The organism is Telluria sp. ZT3P26, from assembly GCF_059686035.1.
This window is the reverse complement of sequence record NZ_JCASII010000002.1, coordinates 255,568-271,480: the sequence shown is the minus strand read 5'-3', so window position 1 is coordinate 271,480 and position 15,913 is coordinate 255,568. Positions and strand designations below refer to the sequence as shown.

At 62.3% G+C, this 15,913-nt stretch carries 15 protein-coding genes; 7 read left to right on the top strand and 8 right to left on the bottom strand.

All coding sequences use genetic code 11. The annotated features are described in order from the left end of the window. Positions 1-340: 340 nt before the first annotated feature. From AC56LN_RS09035 to AC56LN_RS09020, 4 genes are all read right to left on the bottom strand, one after another. The gene (locus AC56LN_RS09035) at positions 341-601 is read right to left on the bottom strand and encodes a YfhL family 4Fe-4S dicluster ferredoxin (protein ID WP_183554890.1); all 261 of its coding nucleotides are present in this window, start codon (positions 599-601) and stop codon (positions 341-343) included. A 16-nt stretch (positions 602-617) separates the two neighbouring features. Further along, positions 618-1,118 (bottom strand): pantetheine-phosphate adenylyltransferase, encoded by a 501-nt coding sequence (gene coaD / locus AC56LN_RS09030; protein WP_183554893.1) that lies wholly within the window; start codon positions 1,116-1,118, stop codon positions 618-620. Positions 1,119-1,241: 123 nt separating this feature from the next. Continuing rightward, positions 1,242-1,898, bottom strand: a complete 657-nt coding sequence (gene rsmD, locus AC56LN_RS09025) for a 16S rRNA (guanine(966)-N(2))-methyltransferase RsmD (RefSeq protein ID WP_499571094.1) — start codon at positions 1,896-1,898, stop codon at positions 1,242-1,244. A 78-nt stretch (positions 1,899-1,976) separates the two neighbouring features. Beyond that, positions 1,977-2,870: a DUF6279 family lipoprotein gene (locus AC56LN_RS09020; RefSeq protein ID WP_499571092.1), complete on the bottom strand. Its 894-nt coding sequence runs from the start codon at positions 2,868-2,870 to the stop codon at positions 1,977-1,979. A 25-nt stretch (positions 2,871-2,895) separates the two neighbouring features. On the opposite strand from AC56LN_RS09020, the gene glmU reads away from it, so the two are divergent. Beyond that, a complete protein-coding gene (gene glmU / locus AC56LN_RS09015; protein ID WP_499571090.1) occupies positions 2,896-4,272 on the top strand; it encodes a bifunctional UDP-N-acetylglucosamine diphosphorylase/glucosamine-1-phosphate N-acetyltransferase GlmU in 1,377 nt (458 codons plus the stop codon). A 146-nt stretch (positions 4,273-4,418) separates the two neighbouring features. Here the strand turns inward: glmU and AC56LN_RS09010 are convergent, their stop codons facing one another. Continuing rightward, positions 4,419-4,895: an Lrp/AsnC family transcriptional regulator gene (locus AC56LN_RS09010; protein WP_499571088.1), complete on the bottom strand. Its 477-nt coding sequence runs from the start codon at positions 4,893-4,895 to the stop codon at positions 4,419-4,421. A 155-nt stretch (positions 4,896-5,050) separates the two neighbouring features. Between AC56LN_RS09010 and glmS the strand changes: the two genes are divergently transcribed. Next, positions 5,051-6,880: a glutamine--fructose-6-phosphate transaminase (isomerizing) gene (gene glmS, locus AC56LN_RS09005; protein ID WP_482896737.1), complete on the top strand. Its 1,830-nt coding sequence runs from the start codon at positions 5,051-5,053 to the stop codon at positions 6,878-6,880. A 138-nt stretch (positions 6,881-7,018) separates the two neighbouring features. Here glmS and AC56LN_RS09000 read toward each other — a convergent pair whose 3' ends face one another. After that, on the bottom strand, positions 7,019-7,453 hold the full coding sequence (locus AC56LN_RS09000) for a barstar family protein (protein ID WP_499571086.1): 435 nt from the start codon (positions 7,451-7,453) through the stop codon (positions 7,019-7,021). Between the two features lie 549 nt (positions 7,454-8,002). Between AC56LN_RS09000 and mqo the strand changes: the two genes are divergently transcribed. After that, complete coding sequence (mqo, locus tag AC56LN_RS08995) at positions 8,003-9,592, top strand: malate dehydrogenase (quinone) (protein ID WP_499571084.1); 1,590 nt, start codon at positions 8,003-8,005, stop codon at positions 9,590-9,592. A gap of 78 nt (positions 9,593-9,670) precedes the next feature. On the opposite strand, the gene AC56LN_RS08990 is transcribed toward mqo, so the two are convergent. Both AC56LN_RS08990 and tssK read right to left on the bottom strand, forming a co-directional pair. Further along, complete coding sequence (locus AC56LN_RS08990; protein WP_499571083.1) at positions 9,671-10,201, bottom strand: DNA-binding protein; 531 nt, start codon at positions 10,199-10,201, stop codon at positions 9,671-9,673. A 198-nt stretch (positions 10,202-10,399) separates the two neighbouring features. After that, positions 10,400-11,752, bottom strand: a complete 1,353-nt coding sequence (gene tssK, locus AC56LN_RS08985; protein ID WP_499571081.1) for a type VI secretion system baseplate subunit TssK — start codon at positions 11,750-11,752, stop codon at positions 10,400-10,402. Between the two features lie 171 nt (positions 11,753-11,923). On the opposite strand from tssK, the gene tssE reads away from it, so the two are divergent. The 4 genes from tssE to AC56LN_RS08965 all read left to right on the top strand — a co-directional run bounded on the left by tssE (position 11,924) and on the right by AC56LN_RS08965 (position 15,912). Continuing rightward, positions 11,924-12,454 carry a type VI secretion system baseplate subunit TssE gene (tssE, locus tag AC56LN_RS08980; protein WP_499571079.1) on the top strand — a complete coding sequence of 177 codons (531 nt, stop codon included), beginning with the start codon at positions 11,924-11,926 and terminating at the stop codon, positions 12,452-12,454. 1 nt (position 12,455) lies between these two features. Next, complete coding sequence (gene tssF / locus AC56LN_RS08975; protein ID WP_499571077.1) at positions 12,456-14,297, top strand: type VI secretion system baseplate subunit TssF; 1,842 nt, start codon at positions 12,456-12,458, stop codon at positions 14,295-14,297. After that, complete coding sequence (gene tssG / locus AC56LN_RS08970) at positions 14,261-15,430, top strand: type VI secretion system baseplate subunit TssG (RefSeq protein WP_499571075.1); 1,170 nt, start codon at positions 14,261-14,263, stop codon at positions 15,428-15,430. Before tssF ends, tssG begins: the two co-directional genes overlap by 37 nt. A gap of 74 nt (positions 15,431-15,504) precedes the next feature. After that, positions 15,505-15,912, top strand: a complete 408-nt coding sequence (locus AC56LN_RS08965) for a DUF2750 domain-containing protein (protein ID WP_499571073.1) — start codon at positions 15,505-15,507, stop codon at positions 15,910-15,912. Position 15,913: the final 1 nt, after the last annotated feature.

Genomic DNA, 15,913 nt, shown 5'->3' with positions numbered 1-15,913 from the left:
ATAAACCTTCGCCATCAAAAATCCAACAAATAAAAATTTATAGTTAAAAATGCTGTAAATTAGAAGATGAAATATACTTTTAAGAGATAAATAGCGGTATTTAACACAGTTCACGTTTTATTCAAAATTATCGATAACTAAAAGTAGTAATTACAGCGCGCAAAATTATTCTACTAAAAGTAGTCGCTCAAGCTAACCAGATGGCACGTCAAGTGATCTGGGGTGGAGGAAGAGAATTCAATGCACGAGCGAACACCGCCTGCCGGGGAAGCTGGCTAGCGGTAGAACAGTGATGGGAGGAAGGCAGGCGGCCGACAGAGGGTGTCGGCCAGAGGGGCAATCAGGCGGCGGCTTTGTCAGCCGTCAGACGTTCGTACTTGATGAGGAGTTCCTCACGCGATTCGCGCCAGGCCGGGTCGAGCGGGATGCAAGCGACCGGGCACAGGAGCTGACACTGCGGTTCTTCAAAGTGACCGACACACTCGGTGCACTTGTTCGGATTGATCTGGTAATACTCGTCGCCCATCGAAATGGCATCGTTGGGGCATTCGGGCTCGCAGACGTCGCAGTTGATGCAGTCGTCGGTAATCAGGAGGGCCATGGTACTTCCAGGTGGATCAGGCGACCGGTGCCGGGGGCAGGCTGGCGATCTTGTTTTGCAGCCAGCGGTCGACCGATGGGAAAACGAACTTGGAGACGTCGCCGCCCAGCATCGCGATCTCGCGCACGATGGTGCCCGAAATGAACTGGTACTGGTCGGACGGGGTCAGGAACAGGGTTTCGACATCCGGCAGCAGGTAGCGGTTCATGCCCGCCATCTGGAACTCGTATTCGAAATCGGATACCGCGCGCAGGCCGCGCACGATCACACGGGCATCATGCTTGCGCACGAAATCCTTGAGCAGGCCCGAGAAACTCTCCACCTGCACGTTCGGATAGTGGCCCAGCACTTCATTGGCGATCTCGAGCCGCTCTTCAAGCGTGAAGAAAGGACGCTTGTTCCGGCTATCGGCAACGCCGACCACCAGACGGTCGAACAGGCCGGATGCGCGGCGTACCAAATCCTCGTGGCCGCGGGTGAGCGGATCGAAAGTACCTGGATAGACAGCTACAACCATTGCGGCTCCTGTGAAAAATACACCGTGATAGAACGCGCATTATGCCTTAAATACCCGGCATTCGCCCCAGCTTGGGGCGCGGTTTGCCCAATGGCTGTGCAGTTTCCACAGCCTTTCAACAACTCATGCCTGCTTTTCTTGCAGCTTGAGCAGGTGATAGTAGACCATGCCGGCCTTGTCCGCACGTACAGCTTCCCAGCCTGCCAGCCAGTCGGGTACCTCATCGCCTTCGGCCAGCAGCGGCGCTTCGGCTTCCGCATACACCATGCCGCCCTCTGTCAGCAGCGCCGCGCACAGCGGCAGCGTCTTGGCCAGCAAGTCTTGCTGGTAGGGCGGATCGAGAAAGATCACGTCGAAGCGCTGGCCACGGCTGGCCAGGTCGCGCACGAGCGTCAGGGCGTCGGCGCGCAGGATGGTGACGTTGGTTGCCTTGAGCTTGTCGCGGTTGGCTTCCAGCTGGCGTACCGCCGGGCTATGGTTGTCGACCATCAGCACCGACGCCGCGCCGCGGCTGGCCGCTTCGAAGCCCAGCGCCCCGGAACCCGCGTACAGGTCGAGCACGGCAGCGGTATCCCAGTCACTGCCGAGCTGGTGATTGATCCAGTTGAAGACGGTCTCACGGACGCGGTCCGGCGTGGGCCGCAGGCCAAGGGCGTCGACAACGGGGAGCAAGGTTCGTTTGAAGGCGCCGCCGATGATGCGGACCTGGTGCTGCGCCATGCGCGGCGCGCCGTGCGGCCTGGGGCCGGCAGGCTTGGAATTGGTGGACTTTCTGTGCATGGGCGGCACTATAGCATGGGGTTTACATGCGATTGTGCGCCGCCCTTTGCGTGCTTCTTCAGTTACTTATTTACTGACTTATTTACCGGCCGCCAGCGCCTCAAGGTCGCCAATCCAGCCCTGGATACGCTCCTGCGCATGGGCTTTCTGCTGGGGCGTGGCGATGCGGATCGCCGTCAGGATGAACCTTGTGGTGTGGTCGATGCTGGCATCATAGAAGCCCTTGCGTTCCGGCGAGTCCATGCGGCTGGACAGTTCCCGCATCAGGCCGGATACGCGCGCTGACGCCTGCTCACGGTTGAGTTTCTTTTGCTGGATCTCTTGCAGCACGGCCAGCACGCGGCGCTGGCGGTACTGGCGCTCTTCCAGCCACAGGTTGTTGTCCAGCGGACGCAGATCGGACGCGCGGCGCAGGGTTGCCTCCTGTTCGCTGCTGAAGTTGCCGAACCAGAGTTCCATCTGTTCCATCGATTTCTTGAAACGGGCGCGCTGGCGCTTGTCGACGCTGCCATCCATGAACTTGCGACGGTATTCGTCGTTCTTGTCCTTGAACTTGCGCTCCATGTGGGTAATCTGTTCAGGCGTGATCGACATGGCGAGCGTCGTCAGTTCCGGCACGGCGCGCTGGCCCAGGCGATCGGCGCGCACGCGGATTTCGCGGTAGTCGCCGAGCAGGTCGGCCTGGGTCGGGTTGCCAGCCAGTTGACGCTTGAAGGTGCCCAATAATGCAGCATAGTCACGCAACTCGGTCTTGCGGTGCCACTGGAACACGGCTTTGATATCGCGCTTGGCCACATCCGCTTGTTGACCTTCGAAGTCGACGTACGAATTCATCCACCAGTACAGTAGAGTGTCGCCCTGGTTGTACGAGAAGCGAATCGAGCTGCAACCGGCCGCCATGACCGTCATGGCAAGCAGCAGGAGCGCAAACACGCGTCGGAACGCGCCATCGCGCATGCTAAAATTTTTCATATATTCAACTTTTTGAGAACGGCTTATGAACGTTGTGATCCTCGCCGCCGGTATGGGCAAACGCATGCAGTCTGCCTTGCCGAAAGTACTGCATCCACTGGCTGGTAAGCCCCTTTTGCGCCACGTCATCGATACTGCGCGTGGCCTGAGTCCGCAGAAATTATGCGTGATTTACGGACATGGAGGCGCAGCGGTGCCAGAGATGGTCGCAACAGTGGCAGAATCCACCGGCAGCACGATCGATACCGCGCTGCAGGAACCGCAGCTGGGCACCGGTCACGCCGTCATGCAAGCCGTGCCGCAACTGGACGATGGACAGCCAACGATCGTGCTGTACGGCGACGTGCCGCTGACCACGGTCGACACGCTGCGCCGCCTGGTCGAGGCTGCAGGCAGCGACAAGCTGGGCATTCTCACCGTCGAGCAGGCCAATCCGTTCGGGCTGGGCCGCATCGTGCGTGAAGACGGCAAGATCGTGCGCATCGTCGAAGAGAAGGATGCGACCGAGGCCGAGCGCGCCATCAAGGAAATCAACAGCGGCATCATGGCGATTCCAACCCGCCACCTCAAGAAGTGGCTGGCGGCGCTGTCGAACACCAATGCCCAGGGCGAGTACTACCTGACCGACATCGTCGCGCAGGCCGTGGCCGACGGCGTGCCGGTCGTCTCCAGCCAGCCGTCCGGCGAATGGGAAGTGGCAGGCGTCAATAGCAAGGTGCAGTTGGCCGAGCTCGAGCGTCGTCACCAGTTGAACATCGCCCACGCACTGCTGGAACGCGGCGTGACCTTGATGGATCCGGCCCGCATCGATGTGCGCGGTGAACTTGTTTGCGGCCGCGATGTCACGATCGATGTCGGCTGCGTGTTCGAAGGCCGCGTCGAGCTGGCCGACGGCGTGCGCATCGGCGCGCACTGCGTGCTGGTCAACGCCACCGTCGGCGCTGGCGCCAATATCAAGCCGTTCTGCCACATCGAGGACGCCACGATCGGCGCCGCCTCGCAGATCGGGCCGTACGCACGCCTGCGCCCGGGCACGGCACTTGGCGACGATGTCCACATCGGTAACTTTGTCGAGGTCAAGAACAGCACGGTCGCCGCGCACAGCAAGGCCAATCACCTGGCGTACGTGGGCGACGCCACGATCGGTTCGCGCGTCAATATCGGCGCCGGCGTCATTACCTGCAACTATGACGGCGCCAACAAGTTCCGCACCGTGATCGAAGACGATGTATTCGTTGGCAGCGACACCCAGCTGATTGCCCCGGTCACGGTGGGCAAGGGCGCCACGCTGGCCGCCGGCACGACGCTGACCAAGGATGCGCCAGCCGGCAAGCTGACCATCTCGCGATCGAAGCAAATCACCATCGACAGCTGGAAGCGTCCAGTGAAAATCAAGAAGTAATCCACCGGCCGTACACAGGCTAACCACAGGCTAACCACAGGAAATGAACAAGATATACACAGGGTAATACCCTGCTTATCCCATGTTCTTCCCTGTGGTCATCCACATTGTTATCCACAGGCATTGGCGTGGATTTTCTGGCCTGATTACACGGCGATACGCGTTTCGAACTTGCTGCGGTAGGTCGCAAAATAAGCCTTCACGTTACGCACATTGGCGTGCGCCGTGAACAGCCGGTGCGCCAGCTCGTGGTAGGCCGGCATATCAGCCACCTGCACGATCAGCACGAAATCCGGGCCCGGTGACACGCGGTAGCACTGCAGCACCGCGGCTTCTGTTTCTGCCAATCCCTCGAATTCGGCCATGCGCTCGGCCGCCTGCACATCCAGCGTGATTTCGACGATGGCGCTCAGGCTTGCTCCCACCTTCTCGGGCGCAACGATGGCCACCTGGCGCTGGATGACGCCGCTATCGGTCATGTTCTTCACGCGGCGCAGGCAGGTCGGAGGCGACACGTGCACCTGCTCCGCCAGTTGTGCGTTCGTCTGCGATGCGTCAGCCTGCAGAATGGTCAGAATGCGACGATCGATGTCGTCAAGGACGGGAAGAGCATTGGTTGGCATGAAATTTAAGAGTATTTATAGCTTCTATATGAAACAGGATTTCACAGAACACTGTTCGTGAAATAATATGACAAATATAGCTGCACACTGTACGCTTATTTCATGGTACTTGCTCTACGATAATACTCATTGAATACTTTGAAGTGAGGTTAGCCATGTGCGGTATCGTCGGAGCAGTCGCAAAACGCAACATTACCCCCGTCCTGATCGAAGGTCTCAAGCGCCTCGAGTACCGGGGCTATGACTCCTGCGGCGTGGCCGTGCACCTTGATGGCCGCCTGACTCGCTCGCGCTCGACGTCGCGCGTGGCCGAACTGGAAGCGCAGGTCAAGGAAGCGCATCTGGATGGCTTCACCGGCATCGCCCACACCCGCTGGGCCACCCACGGCGCGCCGGCATCGCACAATGCGCACCCGCACTTCTCGCCAAGCGAAGACAATGCGCGCATCGCGCTGGTTCACAACGGCATCATCGAAAACCACGACGAACTGCGCGCCGAACTGACTGGCCTGGGCTATGTCTTCATGAGCCAGACCGACACCGAGGTCATCGCTCACCTGGTCGACCACATGTACAACGGCGACCTGTTCGAGACCGTGCAGCAAGCCGTCAAGCGCCTGCACGGCGCCTACGCCATCGCCGTGTTCTGCCGCGAAGAACCGCACCGCGTGATCGCTGCGCGCCAGGGTTCGCCGCTGATCGTCGGCGTGGGCAAGGACGAAAACTTCGTCGCTTCCGACGCGATGGCGCTGGCCGGCACGACCGACCAGATCATCTACCTGGAAGAAGGCGACGTGGTCGACCTGCAACTGGCGCGCTACTGGATCGTCGATGTCGACGGCCGCCCGGTCGAGCGCGAGGTCAAGACCGTCCACGCCCACACGGGCGCGGCCGAACTCGGCCCATACCGCCACTACATGCAGAAAGAAATCTTCGAGCAGCCGCGCGTGATCGGCGACACGCTCGAAGGCGTCACCGGCATCATGCCGGAACTGTTCGGCGACGGCGCCTTCGCAGTGTTCAAAAAAATCGACCGCGTGCTGATCCTGGCCTGCGGCACCAGCTACTACGCAGGCCTGACCGCCAAGTACTGGATCGAATCGGTGGCCAAGGTGCCCGTGAGCGTCGAGATCGCCAGCGAATACCGCTACCGCGACAGCGTGCCGCATCCGGACACGCTGGTCGTCACCATCACCCAGAGTGGCGAGACGGCCGACACACTCGCCGCACTCAAGCACGCGCGCAGCCTGGGCATGGAACACACGCTGACCATCTGCAACGTTTCGACGAGCGCCATGGTGCGCGAATGCAAGCTGGCCTACATCACCCGCGCCGGTGTCGAAGTCGGCGTGGCCTCGACCAAGGCCTTCACGACCCAGCTGGCCGCCCTGTTCCTGCTGACGCTGACGCTGGCCCAGGTCAATGGCCGCCTGACCGATGCCGAAGAAGCCGAGCACCTCAAGCAGATGCGTCACCTGCCGGTCGCGCTGGCCGCCGTGCTGGCGCTCGAACCGCAGATCATCGCCTGGGCCGACGACTTCGCCCGCAAGGAAAACGCCCTCTTCCTGGGCCGCGGCATCCACTACCCAATCGCGCTGGAAGGCGCGCTCAAGCTCAAGGAGATTTCGTACATCCACGCTGAAGCGTATCCGGCCGGCGAACTCAAGCACGGCCCGCTGGCGCTGGTCACCGAAGAAATGCCCGTGGTCACGATCGCTCCGAACGATGCGCTGCTGGAAAAGCTGAAGTCGAACATGCAGGAAGTGCGGGCGCGCGGTGGTCAGCTGTATGTGTTCGCCGACGTCGATTCGCGCATCACGTCGGGCGATGGCCTGCACGTGATTCGTTTGCCCGAGCACTACGGTTTGCTGTCACCGATCCTGCACGTGGCGGCGCTGCAGTTGCTGGCGTATCACACGGCGCTGGCGCGTGGGACGGATGTGGACAAGCCGCGTAATCTGGCGAAGTCGGTGACAGTGGAATAAGGTTTCGCTGTTTGAAGCACAGCTGCTGTGGCGCGCCCATAAAGCGCGCCACAAGCAATAAAACCTGGCGCGTAGCGTTAGCCGCACCAGTCATCACTCACCGAGCAATGACCTGTGGTGCCAATGCGAAGGCGAATATCAATTGTCAGCCGCGCGCAGTGTAATGTTCGGATGATCAGCAAACACCTGTATCACCAGGTCAAAGTACGTCGGCCCACCCTGCCCAAGGCGTGCCAATGCCGCGTGAATCGGGCCAGGTTTGAACAGCTGCGGATGCTCGAGCTTTGCGAGATAGTAAGCACGGGTCGCTTCGACACCCAGAGCAATACGGCTGCTATCCATCTGGTCCCAGACGACGATTGCCGGGGCCTTGCCGCGCAGGACCCCATAGCCACCGTATAGCATGTCATCCAGGCCATCCAGGCTGGCGCCAAGCCGCCAATCCTCGCCCACCATGAAGACGCGGTTGATCTCGTCATAAAACGAGGCGATGTCGCGGATGCTCGCACCGTCGATCGTCAGGATTTGCGGTGCCGACGCGGTATCAACGCTTGTGGCATGGGTCATGGTCATCGAATCCCGGATCAAACATCTTACATGTGTCCATATCAGCCGGATTCAATCGCTTGTTCAAAAGCGGCTCAAAACCCGCATCGCACACCGCAAGAAACCCACCGCACAAACGTCGCGCCGCGGCCTCAGTAATAGTACGCAGAACGCTACCGCTTGAATACTGAGACGGCCTTTTAAGGGGGCCTGCCCCAAGCAAGGCGCATTTGTTTGGGCTATACTTGCCCAACTCCTATACAAGAGTTACCCCCAGTTTCGATGGACGCCAGGGATATTGACTGGCCCGCCTGACACTCCTGTCAACGCGTTATATCCTTGTTTGCCACCCCACGATGCCGCTGCGATCGCTACCCGGTCGCAGCAATGCATCGTTGTTGCTATTGCGTCGGTTGTCGAGGCTTGTTGCGGTGAATTGCCGCGACAGATCCCGACAACCCGTTCTCTATTGGCGCTTCCTGTTACTTCCGGAATGCGCCACTACCGAGCCGTTGAATTTTTAAATCAGATGTTGCATGCCAGGCCATCGCACACATTTTTTCAGGTGATACTCGTATGCGCAACTCGCTATTAGTCGTCCTCTCTTGCGTCATCGTTGCTTCGTGCTCGAAAGCGCCCGCTCCGTCCAATGACAAGCCGGTCGACGTTGTCCTGATCGGTGCCGGCGTCATGAGCGCCACGCTCGGCACGATGCTCAAGGAACTTGATCCGGAACTGACGATCCAGATGTACGAACGCATGGACTCGGTTTCGGCCGAAAGTTCGGATGCCATGAACAACGCCGGCACCGGTCACTCCGGTTTCGCCGAGCTGAACTACACGCCGGAAATGCCGGACGGTACCATCGACACCAAGAAGGCAGTCGACATCAACGAGCAGTTCGAAGTGTCGAAGCAGTTCTGGGCCTACCAGGTGCAAAAACAGTATCTGGGCGCGCCGCAGACCTTCATCAACAATGTGCCGCACATGGCCTTTGTCTGGGGCGACGACAACATCAATTTCCTGCGCAAGCGCTACGCCGCACTGCAGAAGGAAAACCTGTTCAAGGGCATGCTGTATAGCGAAGACCAGGCAGAAATCCGCAAGTGGGCGCCGCTGGTCATGAATGGCCGCGATGCAGCGCAAAAAGTGGCTGCCACGCGCATGGAAATCGGTACCGACGTGAACTTCGGCGCCCTGACCCGCAGCATGGTCAAGCACCTGACCGATTCGCACGGGATGACGCTGAACCTGCGTACCCAGGTCGAAGACATCAAGCGCGGCGAAAACGGCCTTTGGAACGTTACCGTCAAGAACCTGGCCGACAACAAGCTGTCGACCGTGAGCACCAAATTCGTGTTCATCGGTGCCGGCGGCGGCGCATTGCCACTGCTGGAAAAGACCGGTATTCCTGAAGCCAAGGGCTTCGGCGGCGTGCCGGTCGGTGGCCAGTGGCTCGTCACTTCCAACCAGGCGCTGATCGATGCGCACCAGGCCAAGGTGTATGGCAAGGCATCGGTCGGTTCGCCGCCAATGTCGGTGCCGCACCTGGACACCCGCGTCATCGACGGCAAGAAAGCGCTGCTGTTTGGCCCGTTCGCCACGTTCTCGACCAAGTTCCTGAAAAATGGTTCGTGGATCGACATGCCAGCCTCGGTCAACACCGGCAACGTGCGTCCGATGGTGCAAGCCGGTATCGACAACATCCCGCTGACCAAGTACCTGGTCGAGCAAGTGATGCAGTCGCAGGAAGACCGCGTGGCAACCCTGCGCGAGTACCTGCCGGAAGCCAAGAAGGAAGACTGGAAACTGGTCAACGCAGGTCAGCGCGTGCAGATCGTCAAGGATGATCCGGCCAAGGGCGGCCTGCTGCAGTTCGGTACCGAAGTCGTGGCATCGGGTGACGGTTCGGTCACCGCCCTGCTGGGCGCGTCGCCAGGCGCCTCGACTGCTGCGCCGATCATGCTGAAAGTGATTGCTGCCTCGTCGTTCAAGGACAAGCTGAAGACGCCTGAGTGGCAAGCCAAGATGAAGGAAATGATCCCTTCGTACGGCCGCAAGCTCAACGGTGATGCAGCGTATGCCAACCAGATCCGTCAGCAGAGCAGCGCTGTCCTGGGCCTGAAAGCCATCACGCTCGACGTGACGGCCGCATCGCAAGAGTAAGCAAGACCGTCGCAATAACAACAAAGGCCCCGGCGCTTCACAGCACCGGGGCCTTTTTCATTGTGCATGCAGAAGGTGTTATTTGCGTGCGCGCAGTGCTTCGAGCTCGGCCCGCAGCGCGCTGCGCTCGGCGCGCGAGGTGTCGAGTTTCGTCTGCAAATCCTTCAGCTCGCTTGCCAGGTTGTCGCGCTCGGTCGTGGCGCCGATCAGGTCCATCTGCGCTTGCAGGCGCGCATCCGACTCCGCCGCAGTGGCCGTTACATTGCGTTCGAGCTGCTGTCGCAGATCGACCAGTTGCGCATCCTTGCCGTCGATCGCCAGCTGGTCCTTGGCCTTGCCGACCAGTGCATCGGTGGCGATCTGGCGGGCGTTGCGCAGCTCGGCCGTCAGGCGCTGGATTTCTTCGTCGCGTTCCTCTGCCATCGACTGGGCATGGTCGCGCGCGGCCTGGGCTTCGTCCAGTTCGGCCTGCAGCGCCAGCTTCTCGTCGTCGGCCGCTGCCAATGCGTCGCGCAGGCCGGCGCCGGCATCATGCGCATACTGTTGGGCCCAGGCACTCAGCTCAGCGAGCAGGGCTGGGGGCATTTCGGCCTTTGGTGGGGTGGCCATGGCAGTGTTCATTGCGCGTCAGATCGTGTCGTGAAGAGGTGCTCATCATACGCCATAGTTTCCAGTGGGAATTAAACACGCTGCCAAATAACGCTGATGTGTTGCGTGGTTGCCGGGTGCAGGAACGCCGTCCATACAGAACGGCTGAGTATTCAGACTTATCCACAGGTTTATCCCCACCGGGTTGGCGGTACTGTTTCATGCCACCACGGCCAGCAATTCCAGCTTGAGTTCCTTCAGGCCTTCCGGCGCGTAGATCGAGATCGACTGCGCCTTGAGCATGCGCTCGAACATCGGCCCTTTCGATTCGAGGCTGAAGTAGCAGGTCTCGGGCCGCACGGGGATCGCGGCCGGTGGCTGCGGCGAATACTGCAGGCGCACGCCGGGCAGCGCCGAGAGCACGAATTTCTCGACGTCGTCCGGCGCGCCGACCTTGAAGCGCAGCGGCACGATCTCGACCAGTTTGAGCGCGGCGATGTCGGCCGATACCGCGATGTAGAACGTGGTGGTGTCGTCGATCTTGCCCGAGTCGAGCATCCCGATGTGGTACGACGGGCGCACCTCGTTGAGGGCGATGCCGAAGTACTTGGCCGAGATGACCGTGTCGAGCAGCTCGCGGATGATCGCGTGCAGCGTCGCAAAGGCCGGGCCGGGATCGGCGTGCTGGTAGGCCGGCAGGTCGGCCAGGGTCCAGCTCTTCGAGAACGTCATCAGGCCGCCGGCCACGTCCAGCAGCGACTGGAACAGGCGCTCCGGATGCAGCGCCGGCTGATGAAAATGATGCGTGAGCGCCGCGTAGGCCGAACTGGCCGTATGCAGCAGCCAGAACGACGACATGTCGCCCGAGCGGAATTCGATCACGTTGCGACTCGGTTCGCGGTGGTGGCCGTACAGCGCGCCGACCTTCGCCTGCAACGCGTCCAGCAGGCGCCGCAAGGCCTGGAACAGCTCCGGCGAGGCGCCTACCGACAGAGCCGGCGGCACCATGGCCGGATCGGGCTCGAAGCCGCCGGTGGGGGCGCGTCGCACGCGCAGCAGCGGAAAATGGATGTAGGCGTCGCGCGGCTCGAACTCGGCCACCAGGCGCAGCGCGCGCCGCAGGTAGGCCAGCTGCACCGGCGCGGCCTGCGTGAACAGGTCGGGCGCTTCCAGGTTCACCTGCAGGAAGCGCGCCGCATTGTCGGCGGACGTCGCAGCCTGCCCCGGCTGTACGAAGTTGGCATTGAACGGTTTGAGGCCCGGCAGCGCCGCGTAATACGTCACCGCCTGCACCGTTTGCGCCAGCGTGCCCAGGTCGATCGTGGCGGGTAGCTCGTCGCTGCCGGGCGCCTCGTACAGCTCGCCATCCTGGAAGCGCAGCGCCAGCCCGGTCACGCGCAGCATGCTGCTGGCCAGCGCTTCGCGATCGATCTCGCAATGCTCCACGCCCCAGGCGTAGGGATGGACCGCCTTGACGCTCTTGAACAGGCAATGCTCGTGATACGCATCCTGGCGCTGGAAGTGTTGTGGGCGCAGCAGCAAGCCTTCGCCCCAGAGAACTTTGCTTGTCATGGTGCTGTCTTCCCAGTTGTTATGTCCGGAAATAAACGATAACGACGACATAGCGTTGCCCACGTGAAGTTCATCAACGTTTGGCGACGAACCCCATGGCAACATGCGATTGGTTTTCACCGCGCAACATTTCCCCTCTCTCTCCCCTGCTCCACCGCGAAGGAACGCCTCATGAAGGGTTACACGCCGGATCTGTTCGACCGTCTGCTCGGCCAGCCGGTACGCCAGGGTGTCGTCGTCACGCGCCTGAATGCCGACGAGTTGAAGGACGCGGTGGCGCGCGACCTCGAGGCGCTGCTGAACACGCGCTCGATCGTCCAGGAGGGCGAGCTTGCCGGCTACACCGAATGCAAGACGTCGATGGTCGACTACGGCCTGTGCGATTTCGCCGACCGCTCGCTGTCGAGTCCTTCCGACCGGGCCCACATCTGCACCTGCATCGAAGCGGCCATCACGCGCCATGAGCCGCGCCTGACCGGTGTGAAGGCGCAACTGGCGCTGCGCGACGATGCAGTCGGACCGTCGATCAATCGCCTGAGTTTTTCGATCACGGCGGTGCTGGTGGGTAGCGTGTCGCAAGAGCCGGTCAATTTCGACGCCGTGCTGCAGCCATCCACGCTCCAGTACAGCATCCGCAAGGCCGGCCGCGCGGCAGCGACGGCTGTCGCAGCAACGGCTGCCGCAGCAACGAAGGAGGCCTGAGATGGACCAGCTGCTGCCGTATTACGAAAGCGAGCTGGCCTACCTGCGCCACAACCTGCGCGAATTCGCCGAACGCTATCCTCGCATCGCCGGGCGCCTGTCGATGAGCGGCGAAGTCTGCGAAGACCCGCACACCGAACGCATGATCCAGTCGTTCGCGTTTCTCAATGCGCGCATCGCCCGGCGCCTCGACGACGATTACCCCGAGTTCACCGAAGCGCTGTTCGACGTGCTCTACCCGCACTACCTGCGGCCGTTTCCATCGTGTTCGATCGCGCAGATCGACGGCGCCGTCGCCACCGGCCAGCAGACCGGCGTGACGACGATCGGGCGCGGCGCCGCCTTCAACACGCGCCCAGTGCGCGGCGTGGAATGCACGTTTCGCACCGTGTATCCGGTGACGGTGGCGCCGCTGGCAATCACGCGCGCGGCGTTCTCCCCGATCATCGGCGCGCCCGACACGGTGCGCCTGCCGGCCGGCGCCACGGCCAGCATCAGCCTGCGCCTGGCCATCACCGGCGACGGGCGCGGAATCGATGCGCTGGCGCTGCCGGCGCTGCGGTTATTCCTCGATGGCGAGCCGTCGCTGTGCGCGGCGCTGCGCGACGCGCTGCTGGTGCGCACGGTGGCGGCGTACGTGCAGGCCGATGGCGGGCACTGGCTCGCGCTGCCGGCACTGCCGGTACGCAGCGCCGGCTTCGGCGACGACGAGGCGCTGATCGACTTCCCGGCGCGCTCGCATGCGGCCTATCGCCTGCTCACCGAGTACTTCTGCTTTCCCGAAAAATTCAACTTCGTCGACCTTGACCTCGCCATGCTGACGGCCGCCCTGCCCCGCGGCACGGGTGCGCTGACGGTGCACCTGGCATTGGCCGGCATTCGCAGCGACTCGAACCTGGCGCGCATGCTGGGCGCCCTCACGACCAACAACCTGCTCACCGGCTGCACGCCGGTGATCAACCTGTTCCCCCAGCGCGGCGAACCGATCCAGCTGACCCACGCCAGGGCCAACTACCCGGTGCTGGCCGACGGGCGCCGCGCCTATGGCTACGAGGTCAATGCCATCAATGACGTCAACATGATGCGCCAGACGGCGCAGGGCGAAACAATCATCAAGTTCCAGCCGTTCTACTCGCTCAGGCATGCGCAGACGCCGCAGCACAATGGCCACTACTGGGCGATGGCGCGTGATGAAGCACTGGCTGAACGCAGCCCCGGCTTCGAAACGCAGATCACGATCGTCGACATCGACTTCGACCCGGCCAGGGTCGAAAAGACCACGCTCAATCTCGAACTGACCTGCACCAACCGCGACCTGCCATCGCTGCTGCCATACGGCCAGCCAGGGGGCGACCTGTTCACCGAAGGCGGCTCGGGAACGAGCGCCATCGCGTTCCTGCGCAAGCCGACGCGCACCTGGCGCTTCGCGCGCGGGCGCAGCGCGCAGTGGCGCCTGATCTCGCTGCTGTCGCTGAACCATCTGTCGCTGGCCGATGGCGGGGTCGATGCCTTCCGCGAAATGCTGGCGCTGCACGACGTGCCCCGTTCAGCCGCCTCGACGCGCCAGATCGGCGGCATCCTCGCGATTGCGTATACACCCACCAGCGCGTGGTTATCCGGGAATCCCTTCAATTGCCTGGTGCGCGGGATCGAGGTGCGGCTTGGCGTCGACGAAGAAGCATTCGTCGGCAGCGGCATCCACGCCTTTGCCCACATCATCGAGCGCTTCCTGGCGCTGTACGTGCACGCCAACAGCTTTACCCAGCTGGTGATCGTGTCCCAACAATCGTCAGAGGAACTGCTGCGATGCGCACTCCGAAGCGGCGATCTGAGTCTGCTGTAATCGAGCAGCTGTTTCGCGAGCCGTGGCGCTTCGACTTCTTCCAGGCGGTGCGGCTGCTCGAGTTGTGGCTGCGGCGCCGCGGCAAGCCGCCGGGCAGGCTGGTGGCGGACATGCTGCGCTTCCGGAATTCGGTCTCGCTGGGCTTCCCGGCCAGCCAGCTCGAAAGCATCCACGCCGATGTACGCGACCTGTCGATCGGGATGCCGTTCGCGCTGCCGATCGACGCCGCCGCGCTGGCCGACGCGGTGCAGGAAGGCACGCTGCGCCATGTGCACCTGACGCCGGCCTTCATGGGCCTGTTGGGCTGCAACGGCGTGCTGCCGGCGCATTACACCGAGCGCATCGCCGCGCACCAGACGGATCACAAGAACGAGGAAGACGACGACGGCCCGCGCGCCTTCCTGGACGCGTTCTCGAACCGCTCGCTGGCACTGTTTTACGACGCCTGGTGCAAGTACCGGCTGCCGCTGAAATACCAGCCCGACGGCGAGGATGCGTTCCTGCCAATCCTGATGAGCCTTGCGGGACTGGGTCATGAAGCGCTGCGGCGCCGCCTGGCCGACGTCGGTGACGGGGCGGTACTGGACGAATCGATCGGCTATTTTGCGGCGTCGGTCCGGCACCGGCCGGTGTCGGCCGTGCAGCTGGCGCGCGTGCTGTCCGAGTATTTCGGCCAGCCGATCGTGGCCGAACAATTCATCGGCGCCTGGTACGACATCCCGGCCGCGCAGCAATCGATGCTGGGCCAGGCCAGCGCCGTTCTTGGCACACGCGCGCTGGCCGGTGCGCGCGTCTGGCAGCGCACGCTGCGCCTGCGCCTGATCGTCGGGCCGCTGGCACAGGCGGGCTTTCAGGCCTTCCTGCCGGGCGGGCTTGCCGCGCGCGCGCTGAAAAGCGTGCTGGCGCTGTTTACCGGCGTCGCCCTCGAATACGAAGTCGAGCTGGTGCTGCGCGCGGCCGATGTCCACAACACCACGCTGGACGCCGTCAGCCCGGGCCGGCTGGGCTGGGACGCCTTCCTGGTGCTCGATGCGCCGCCGGGCGACCGGCACGACGTGCGCTACGACCTGCATGCCACGCCGCCCCCGATCGTCAAGACACCGTCCGCCACGTCGCAGCCGTTCGTTAGGTGACAAACGCACTGCGTCATGCCAATGGCGTATCCTGATGGTTGTGGGGCATCACGCCTCGATGGACGGGAGTGGTGATGAGCGAACAGATCATCTCGGCGATCAAGCTGGCCGGCCAGCAGCTGGCGGCCGTCGTGACGCTGGCGGGACCGGAACGCTACGAGTATTTCATCCGGCGCGCGGCCGAGGCGCGCGAAGTGTGGGGCCTGTACCAGGACGGCTGGGCGCTGGCCAAGACCGATGACGGCACCCTGGTGTTTCCGATCTGGCCGGCGAACGAATACGCCACGCTGTGCGCCGAATTCGAATGGGACGGCTACGACGCGCAGGCATTCTCGCTGGAAGAACTGATCGAAGAACTGCTGCCGCAGCTCGAAGAAGACAGCGTCCTGCCCGGCGTGTTCTATACGCCCGGCGACAAGGGCATCACGCCCACCGTGGCGCAACTGATCGGCGACCTCGAGGACGAATTGCGCCGCAACTGAT

Excerpts from the sequence above, each read along its gene's own strand:
- glmU (WP_499571090.1), top strand. The coding sequence starts at position 2,896 with ATGAACGTTGTGATCCTCGCCGCCGGTATGGGCAAACGCATGCAGTCT.
- tssK (WP_499571081.1), bottom strand. The coding sequence starts at position 11,752 with ATGACAAGCAAAGTTCTCTGGGGCGAAGGCTTGCTGCTGCGCCCACAA.
- rsmD (WP_499571094.1), bottom strand. The coding sequence starts at position 1,898 with ATGCACAGAAAGTCCACCAATTCCAAGCCTGCCGGCCCCAGGCCGCAC.
- AC56LN_RS08990 (WP_499571083.1), bottom strand. The coding sequence starts at position 10,201 with ATGGCCACCCCACCAAAGGCCGAAATGCCCCCAGCCCTGCTCGCTGAG.
- tssG (WP_499571075.1), top strand. The coding sequence starts at position 14,261 with ATGCGCACTCCGAAGCGGCGATCTGAGTCTGCTGTAATCGAGCAGCTG.
- AC56LN_RS09010 (WP_499571088.1), bottom strand. The coding sequence starts at position 4,895 with ATGCCAACCAATGCTCTTCCCGTCCTTGACGACATCGATCGTCGCATT.
- AC56LN_RS09020 (WP_499571092.1), bottom strand. The coding sequence starts at position 2,870 with ATGAAAAATTTTAGCATGCGCGATGGCGCGTTCCGACGCGTGTTTGCG.
- mqo (WP_499571084.1), top strand. The coding sequence starts at position 8,003 with ATGCGCAACTCGCTATTAGTCGTCCTCTCTTGCGTCATCGTTGCTTCG.
- AC56LN_RS08965 (WP_499571073.1), top strand. The coding sequence starts at position 15,505 with ATGAGCGAACAGATCATCTCGGCGATCAAGCTGGCCGGCCAGCAGCTG.
- coaD (WP_183554893.1), bottom strand. The coding sequence starts at position 1,118 with ATGGTTGTAGCTGTCTATCCAGGTACTTTCGATCCGCTCACCCGCGGC.
- glmS (WP_482896737.1), top strand. The coding sequence starts at position 5,051 with ATGTGCGGTATCGTCGGAGCAGTCGCAAAACGCAACATTACCCCCGTC.
- AC56LN_RS09000 (WP_499571086.1), bottom strand. The coding sequence starts at position 7,453 with ATGACCATGACCCATGCCACAAGCGTTGATACCGCGTCGGCACCGCAA.
- AC56LN_RS09035 (WP_183554890.1), bottom strand. The coding sequence starts at position 601 with ATGGCCCTCCTGATTACCGACGACTGCATCAACTGCGACGTCTGCGAG.
- tssE (WP_499571079.1), top strand. The coding sequence starts at position 11,924 with ATGAAGGGTTACACGCCGGATCTGTTCGACCGTCTGCTCGGCCAGCCG.
- tssF (WP_499571077.1), top strand. The coding sequence starts at position 12,456 with ATGGACCAGCTGCTGCCGTATTACGAAAGCGAGCTGGCCTACCTGCGC.